4 protein-coding genes, 1 pseudogene and 1 other annotated feature are annotated in these 5,116 nt (G+C 59.9%); of the genes and pseudogenes, 2 read left to right on the top strand and 3 right to left on the bottom strand.

Annotated elements, in window-relative coordinates; all coding sequences use genetic code 11:
* Nucleotides 1–338, top strand: a 338-nt coding sequence (locus IEV53_RS14710; protein ID WP_188427585.1) for a DDE-type integrase/transposase/recombinase, incomplete at its 5' end; no start/stop codon positions are given.
* 158 nt (nucleotides 339–496) lie between these two features.
* Here IEV53_RS14710 and IEV53_RS14705 read toward each other — a convergent pair.
* The 3 genes from IEV53_RS14705 to IEV53_RS14695 all read right to left on the bottom strand — a co-directional run bounded on the left by IEV53_RS14705 (nucleotide 497) and on the right by IEV53_RS14695 (nucleotide 3,782).
* Nucleotides 497–1,564, bottom strand: coding sequence for a TlpA family protein disulfide reductase (locus IEV53_RS14705; RefSeq protein ID WP_188427584.1), 1,068 nt, complete (start codon nucleotides 1,562–1,564; stop codon nucleotides 497–499).
* Between the two features lie 85 nt (nucleotides 1,565–1,649).
* The gene (gene pdxR, locus IEV53_RS14700; protein WP_188427583.1) at nucleotides 1,650–3,116 is read right to left on the bottom strand and encodes a MocR-like pyridoxine biosynthesis transcription factor PdxR; all 1,467 of its coding nucleotides are present in this window, start codon (nucleotides 3,114–3,116) and stop codon (nucleotides 1,650–1,652) included.
* 15 nt (nucleotides 3,117–3,131) lie between these two features.
* Entirely contained in the window at nucleotides 3,132–3,782 is a 651-nt protein-coding gene (locus tag IEV53_RS14695; RefSeq protein ID WP_188427582.1) for an FMN-dependent NADH-azoreductase, read from the bottom strand.
* 323 nt (nucleotides 3,783–4,105) lie between these two features.
* Nucleotides 4,106–4,221: a sequence feature (AL1L pseudoknot), on the bottom strand.
* 438 nt (nucleotides 4,222–4,659) lie between these two features.
* Here IEV53_RS14695 and IEV53_RS14690 point away from each other — a divergent pair.
* Nucleotides 4,660–5,116, top strand: a pseudogene (locus IEV53_RS14690) (IS6 family transposase); the annotation flags it as partial.

Genomic DNA, 5,116 nt, shown 5'->3' with positions numbered 1-5,116 from the left:
GGTTGCTGAAACAGCAGGGGCTTCGCCCCGGTCGCCTGATTACTGACAAGCTGAAATCCTACGGGGCGGCCAGACGCAAAATGCGTCTTTCGATACGGCATCTCTCGCACAAGGGTCTGAACAACAGGGCAGAGAACAGCCATCTGCCCCTGCGAAAACGCGAGCGTACCATGCAGCGCTTCCGTTCACCAGGCGGGTGTCAGCGCTTCGTCTCCGTCTTTTCGGCCATTCGTAATCTCTTCGTCCCGCCCGCCTCCGTCACCACCGCTCTTTCGCGTCACATCCACCAGATCAGGGCTTTCGCTCAGTGGAGCAGCGCGACCGCTCTCAGCGTCTGATTTCGACATAAACACAAAACACTCGGCCGGGGGCGGTTAACGTGACAGCTCCTTATGAATCAACAGATCATCCTCGACCTTCGTTATCCCGCGCGGTTCGGCGTCATTGCTTCAGCATCGCCATCAGCGTGGTAGCGACGGTCACACAAGGGGCCAGCTTATTGATTCTCCCGCGCAAACGCCTTGATCTGCAAGGCCAGATCGGGGTCCGATCCGTCGATCATCCGTGACAGGCGGCCGTCTTTCGTAATGAGTGCCACGGCCGGGATCTGACGCACACCAAAACGCGTGAAAGCGAGATTATCCCGATCGAGCAGCACATGAAATCCGGGGCCGTAAAGGGTCTGAAACGGGCCCATGTCTGCAGGCTCTGTCCAGAGCCGTGCCCCCACGACAATCCAGTCTGCCGCGATGTGCCCGACGAATTTTTGCGCCACGCGACGTGTGTTGACGCAAGCGCGGGCGGTCGGCGGGTCCATGGTGGCGAGATAGCTTTCGCACCAGGGCGCCGTGAACAGGACAATCTGGGGCTTGTGGCTTTTGGTCGCGCCAGACTGGCGCAGAGGCACCGTGGCACCTGTCGTATCGCTCAGTGTGATCTCGGGAACCCGTTCCCCGGTGGTCAGCGGTGGTGCGGGGGTTATGTCGGCGAAATGGATCTCACCCGCTGTGCGTGGTCTGGCTGATACCCGCTCAAGCGCTGCATCGAGGGCTGGGCCATCCTGATGGCCGAGATAGGCCAGTCGTCCATCGCGGTCGATCAACACATGCAGGGGAGTGGCACGAATCTGCAGCCAGTCGCTCAGCTTGCCGTCATCCATCACGACCGGCATCGTCAGTCCGGTCTTTTTGACAAAAGCGGCAACCTTGTCCCGGTTTTCCCCAAAGCCGATATCGACGGCAATGACACTCATGCGTGTCCTGTAGCGCTGATAAAGCGCCTCGAAGCTAGGCATCTGGGCGCGACAGGGAATACAATAGGTGGCCCAGAGCTTGAGATAGACAGGTCCCTTGCGGGTCAGTGCCGCGAGATCCAGCGTCTGCCCGTCCAGCGTTTGCCATTGCAAAGCCGGAATGGCGCGCCCAACCATTTTCGACAGGGCCGGGTCTTCGGCAATGAACGCCGCTGAGTCAGGAGCGGGCGCTGTGTCGGCTCGCGCCTGATTGGACCCCCAGATCGGAAATAGAAAGGGAAGAGCCAGAAGGCCGCGTCGGAAGCCGGGCATGGTTGATCATCCTTGTCCTGAAATTGAAAAGGGGAGGGTGCGTGGGTAGTTGGGTGCGCAAGGAAGCGGGGGCTGTGCCCCCCTGTCAGGGCCCCGTGCCCATAAGGCTCAGGAGTGTCTGACAATCGGCCTCGACCTGCTCGGGGCGTATATTGGCCACGCCCAGCAACACGCCTGACCGGGCGCGTGACCCCTTGGCGAACCACGCCGAGAGTGGCGTAATCCCGAGGGACGCTGCCCGCGCCTGCTGTGCCAGCCGGGCATCATCATAGCCCGAGGGGAGTGGCAGGATGACGGACAACCCCGCATCATGGGCTGCGGGCGCCCGGCAATGCCGCAACGTCTGGTGCAGCAGGTCACGCCGTTGGGAATAGGCCTCGCGTGTGCGTCGCAGATGTCGGAAATAATGCCCTTCGCGCATGAATTGCGTCACGGCAATCTGCACCGCGTTATTGGGCGGGGTGGCCAGCCACCAGGCAGTTTCGGTCAGGCGTTTGAGCAAGCCGGGCGGTGCCACGACAAAGCCGAGCCCGACCATAGGGGCAAGTGTCTTGCTGAATGTACCGATATGGATCACACGATCAGCATGCTCACCCGAGGCTAGGGCCGGAGGCGAGCGGCCGTTCAGATGCAGTTCAGCCAGATAATCGTCCTCGATGATCCAGCCATTGCCTTGCCGCGCCCAGTGCAGCAAGGCACAGCGACGCGCTGTACTGAGCGAAACCCCCATGGGTGCCTGCTGACCGGGGGTAACAAGCGCGAATGCTGCACCGGGAGCGGTGGCTTGCCCCTGCGCGACATCCAGCCCTTCGTCATCCACCGCAATCGGCACAGGGTGTACACCGGCACTTTCGAGCGCCATACGCGTGATGGGAAAGCCCGGATCTTCCACCCAGGCCTGTTTGCCTGCGCAATCAATGGCACGCAGGACCATGGCAAGCCCACTGCGAAAGCCCGTTGTGATCAGGATCTGATCAGGGCTGCAATCCAGCCCACGTGCCAGAGCAAGGTGAGAAGCCAGTGCGGTTCGTAGTTCCGGCAGGCCGCGCGGGTCCATGACGCCTGTATTGAGCGCAGAAGCCTGTACAGCCTGCCGGTGCAGACGCGCCCAGAGCGTGGCAGGAAACACATCATGCGCGGGGACACCCATCTGAAATGATAGTGGCCGGGTATCCCTCTGCCGGAAAAGGGCAAGAGGCCCGTAACCAGTCTCGTCTTCCAGGCGCGATGCCGCAGCAGACATCGGTGGGTTGGCCGTATCGGCCTGTCTCATTCGGCTTGGCCATTCCGGCGGGGAGGCTATGCGTGTTCCGGCTGCCCCGGCAGTGTAAAGCAGATCGCGATCGATCAGGCGATCATAGGCGGCACGCACGGTCCCACGGGCGACACCAAGTTGTGTGGCCAGATCACGCCAGGACGGCAGGCGGCTGCCTTCGGGCAAGGCACCAGAGCTTATGGCGCTTTCGATATGCCCCGCGATCTGCTCGCTCAGGGTCCGCGTGCTCTGCCTGTCGAGTATGAGTCCCGCGAGCGGAGCCGTGGGTGCGGTCATGCGTGGAAGCCTGTCTCAGACATGAGGCGCCGGGATGTCGCGTGAGGACTTGAATATGGTGCAGGCGGAAAGGACAGGTGAGAGCGCCGACAGGGCATTCTCCAGGGCCACGGCCTTCGCGGAGGCATCACAGAATGCCGTACCCTGAACCGAAACAATATGCAGGTTATGAAGTCCGATACAGCCCAGAACCGCCCTGAGATATGGGGTAAAAAAATCAGGCTGCTGGGCATCTTCGCCGAGAATGATGCCACCTGCTGCGACACCCACAAGCACAGGCCGGTCCGTCAGAAGGCCCTTCTTGCCTTGAGCACTTAGCGCAACCGTCCGGTTCACGCGCACAACATGGTCCAGCCAGGACTTCAGGGAAGCGGGAACCGTGAAATTATGCACGGGCGTACCCAGCACCAGAACATCGGCATCCTCGATTTCCCTGATGAGTGTTTCTGACAAGGTAATCGATCCCCGCGCAGCAGGGGGCGCCACATCATCAGGGTGTGCCAGAAGCGCAGCGTAGGAGGCATCGGGCATCGGCAGAGCACTGATATCGCGCCAGACAATGACAGCGTCGGGTTCGAGCGCGCGGAGACGCGCCACGATAGCCGCCGAGATGACCCGGCTTTGCCCATCAGGGCGAGGGCTACAATCGATATGAAGAATTTGCATCGCTTGGGCACCGCAGGGCGAGGAAAGGAGAGAGAGTTGTGTCTCCTGGATCTATTCGCCCTGTGACGACAGGACCAGAAACCTGCTCATTACGTGTACCAAGATGGCAGGTCCATGCGAAGCGCCTCGATCATCGGCTCCCACACCGCCCATGCATCATCGAAAAACACAGACTGTATCGTGCTCATCCTAAATGAGCTACGCAGCCACATTCACGTTTCAACCCCTGACAGGCCCTAGGCTCAGGACCCGTGGATTTGGGTTGGAAAATCTGGTCCGGGTTCTGCGAGGAGATTGAAGAAAAGTGACCTGTATTGGCATACGGGGGCAGCCTATTGCATCTTGCAGATTGGCTCGACCCCGAATGCCGCGCGGTGTCCATCGATAAATGTGTCATTTCCGAAAGGGACGGTCGAGCCCAGTTTAGGCGAAATAAGCCGATGCCTTGCGCAGGACCTGCGTTAGCGTGCCCCGGTTCTCACGTTCAAGTGCCTTGAGCCGATGTGCGATCTCAGATCGAACGGCGGCCCGCTTACCGGTCGCGACTTTTGCTTTCTTGACCCATTCGCTCAGCGTATGCGTCGAACAGCCAGTCTTACCAGCAATCGATACCATAGCCCTCCAACGCGACGGATGCTCACCCTTATGTTACCGAACCAGTCGGACCGAGCGGGCACGAACCTCAGGGCAAAACCTCTTCACAGAATTGCTCATCAGACCTTCTTCTCAAGTGAATAGGTCTGCGCCAATCCCGGAGCGGTTCAGAACCATTCTTCACGCATTACGATCTAGGCTCAGGACCGGTGCTGTCACCTTAGCTGCGGCATGTTAGACGCTGGGGATGAGAGCGTCCTCTGTGAGCTACAAGCGGCACCGATTTCCGAGCGAACTGATCGCTCATGCGGTTTGGCTCTATTTCCGTTTCCCGCTGAGCTTTCGTCTTGTCGAAGAAATGCTGCTCAAGCGGGGCATTGTCGTCTCGTATGAGACGATCCGTCGATGGAGCTTGAAGTTCGGCACAGCCTACGCTCGCTCCCTGCGTCGCAAGGCAGCAAGACCGGATGATGTCTGGCACCTGGACGAGGTGCGGATTGTGATCCGTGGCAAGCCTCACTGGCTATGGCGGGCAGTCGATCAGGATGGGTATGTTCTCGATGAAACCCTGCAGACCCGACGGAATACCAAAGCAGCAAGGCGTCTTCTGACACGGTTGCTGAAACAGCAGGGGCTTCGCCCCGGTCGCCTGATTACTGACAAGCTGAAATCCTACGGGGCGGCCAGACGCAAAATGCGTCTTTCGATACGGCATCTCTCGCACAAGGGTCTGAACAACA

Origin of the sequence: Asaia siamensis (genome assembly GCF_014635085.1) — a bacterium.
Lineage (GTDB): Bacteria > Pseudomonadota > Alphaproteobacteria > Acetobacterales > Acetobacteraceae > Asaia > Asaia siamensis.
This window is presented reverse-complemented; position numbering and strand designations above follow the sequence as displayed.

What these genes read in the sequence shown, in the direction of transcription:
- IEV53_RS14695 (WP_188427582.1), bottom strand. Translation starts at nt 3,782, where the DNA reads ATGCAAATTCTTCATATCGATTGTAGCCCTCGCCCTGATGGGCAAAGC.
- pdxR (WP_188427583.1), bottom strand. Translation starts at nt 3,116, where the DNA reads ATGACCGCACCCACGGCTCCGCTCGCGGGACTCATACTCGACAGGCAG.
- IEV53_RS14705 (WP_188427584.1), bottom strand. Translation starts at nt 1,564, where the DNA reads ATGCCCGGCTTCCGACGCGGCCTTCTGGCTCTTCCCTTTCTATTTCCG.